Annotated in this window: 1 protein-coding gene and 1 pseudogene; one reads left to right on the top strand and one right to left on the bottom strand. The window is 67.4% G+C overall.

Annotated features, from left to right (window positions below; genetic code table 11):
* Window positions 1-1,830, bottom strand: a 1,830-nt coding sequence (locus MFF42_RS24315) for a TonB-dependent receptor (RefSeq protein WP_238258436.1), incomplete at its 3' end; no start/stop codon positions are given.
* A gap of 172 nt (window positions 1,831-2,002) precedes the next feature.
* Between MFF42_RS24315 and MFF42_RS24310 the strand changes: the two are divergent.
* Window positions 2,003-2,599 (top strand): annotated as a pseudogene (locus MFF42_RS24310) (hypothetical protein); the annotation flags it as partial.

The following is a 2,599-nucleotide window of genomic DNA, read 5'->3' as shown; positions in this document are numbered from 1 at the left end:
CGAGGCGCCGAAGGCGACGTCGAGCCCGGCATCGAAGGTGGTGAAGGAGCCCTGCGAGAAGCGGTTGTCCGGATCGAAATAGGTCCGGCTCACCGTCCGGGCGCCGCCGGTCAGGGCCATCTCGGCCGGGAGCCAGGTCTGGTCGATCCGGTAGCGGAAGCCGACATTCGTGATGAGATCCGGCGCGTAGGGCGTGCGCCCGCCCGCGACGCGCTGGCCGGTGACCGGATCAGTGTAGCCGGAGAACTCGGAGCGGCCGAGCGCCCCCTGCGCGTTCAGGGTCAGCCGGTCGGTGGGCCGCAGGGTCAGCTCGACCTCGACGCCGGTGCTCGTGCCCTCCGCGGCGTTGCGCAGGACCTGGAAGCCGACCGGGCCGGCGAAGATCTGCTGGTTGGTGGATTCGATCCGGTAGAAGGCGCCCGAAACCGTCGCCATGCCGTCCAGCATGTCGGTGCGCGCGCCGACCTCGTAGTTCCAGGCCCGCTCGGGCTTGTAGGCGACGGCATCGAGCGGGCTCGCGACCGTGCGGTTGAAGCCGCCCGGCTTGTAGCCCTCGGAGACGAGGGCGTAGATCCGCGTCGTCGGATCGACTTGGTAGCCCAGCGAGATCTTCGGCTGGAAGTTCGTGAAGTCGGCGTCGTTGTTGAAGTTGAAGCCGAAGCCGCCGCCGTTGAAGCGGATCGAGGACCAATCGTAGGCGAGACGGGCGCCGACGGTGAGGTCGAGCCGGTCGGTCAGCGCGTAGCTGCCCTCGCCGAACACGGCGACGCTGCTCGCCTCCACGGCGTTGCGGGTGCCCGAGGCGCGGCGGGTGAACTGGTTGTCGAAGAACACGACCCCCGCGACGCCCTTGAACGGGCCGCCCGCGTCGTAGGCCGCGCGGAATTCCTGATAGAGGGTCTGGTAGTTCTCCGGGAAGGAGCGCCCGAAGATGCGCCGGTTGAGATCGACGCCCTGGAACGAGGTTACGCTGGAGAAGGTGACGTCGTTCAGCCGGTAGTTCATCGTCAGGCCAGCCGTCGTCGCCTCGCGGCCGAGGAAGCTGTAGGGGAACGGGATGACGGAGGAGCGGAAGACGCGCGCCTTCACGTCCGAATCGAGGATGTAGGTCTCCTCGCGCGAGCGCAGCGAGTCGTGGGAGGCGAAGAGGTTCGCGTCGAAGTCGCCGCCCGCCGGCGCGTAGCGCAGGGCGGCCCGGCCGCTGAGCCCGTTCGACCAGTCGATGTCGTCGCGGTTGCGGTCGATGTCGCGGATCTGGCCGGCGAAGTAGCGTTCCTTGAAACCGAGATCGAGGAACAGGGTCTCGGGGACGAGCACGCTGGTGGTGGCGGTACCGATCTCGAACAGCCGGTCGGCGGCCGTGGCGAACACGTCGACACGATTGAAGCGCGGCTTCTCGGTGGAGATGTTGAGGACGCCGGCGAAGGCGTTCATCCCGTAGAGCGTGCCCTGCGGACCCCGCAGCAGCTCGACCCGGCTCCCGTCGAACAGGTCCTGCGCGAGGTTGGCCGAGGCCTGCGGCACGCCGTCGACATAGACCTGCACCGCCGGATTGTAGAAGTCCGGTGAGGAGATGCCGCGGATCGTGAAGTTGGCGTAGGCGCGGTTGGCGCGGTTCGCGATCACGGTGTTCGGCAGGACCTTCTGCAGGTCGCTGACGTCGCGGACATCCCGGTCGGCGAGCCGCGCCGATGTCACGATGGAGACGGCGCCGTCGACCTTGTCGAGGCGCTGCTCGCGCTTGTTGGACGTCACCACAAGCTCTTCCAGCTGGACCGATTCGCCCGCAGGTTGGGCAAAGGCGGGAAAGCCGACGAGGAAGGCCGCCATTGCAGCAGATCCAGAGCCTATATTTCTTATTAAGAGCATTTCTAAACTGCCGACCTGCTCGGAAAGCTATTAAACTCGTCATTGTCTGTCAGGACGAACTTGTCTAACTCTTTCAGGGCTGGCATTGACGCTATCGGTACGAAGTCAATCCTTCGGATTGGAGGAGCCGGGCGTGTTGTCGAATCCACACATCGGCGGGCTGACGGAGACGGCGCCGTCCGTGCCGTGGCAGGAGGCTGTCGCGCAGGGGCTGACCCGCCTCGGGTGGTCGGACAGCGCACGGATCGAGGCGATCGCGACCGATATCGCCGTGGTGACCGTCGATGGGTTTCTGGAGGCCGATCTCGCCGTCGACCTCGCTGGATCGACCACCTTTTCCTTGAGCGTGGTGCTGGAGGGGAGCGGCCGCTTCTCGGCGCAGGGCCTTCCGCCGGTCAACGCAGAGCCGGGCACTGCCGTGCTGTTCGCGTGCCGGGGGCCGGTCTCCGGCCAGGACCTGTTCCGCGGCGGACGCCGGTTCCGGGTGGTCGATCTCCGCTTCGAGGAGAGCTTCCTGATCCGGACCGGAGATGCGCGCCTGTTGGGCTTGGCTGACCGCTGCGCCGATGCAACGGGCGGGGCGGGAGGCGGGGTCTTCCTCACGGGTTTTCCGGCGCCCGCGATCCTGCTGCGGATCGCCAACGACATCGCCACGACGCCGCCCTCCGGCGCGCCGGGCCGCCGCCTCACGCTACAGGGCAAGGCGATCGAGGCCCTCGGCGCGGCCGTC

The organism is Methylorubrum podarium (assembly GCF_022179745.1).
Lineage (GTDB): Bacteria > Pseudomonadota > Alphaproteobacteria > Rhizobiales > Beijerinckiaceae > Methylobacterium > Methylobacterium podarium.
Note: the sequence above shows the minus strand (reverse complement) of the source record. Positions and strands in the feature narration are given on the sequence as shown.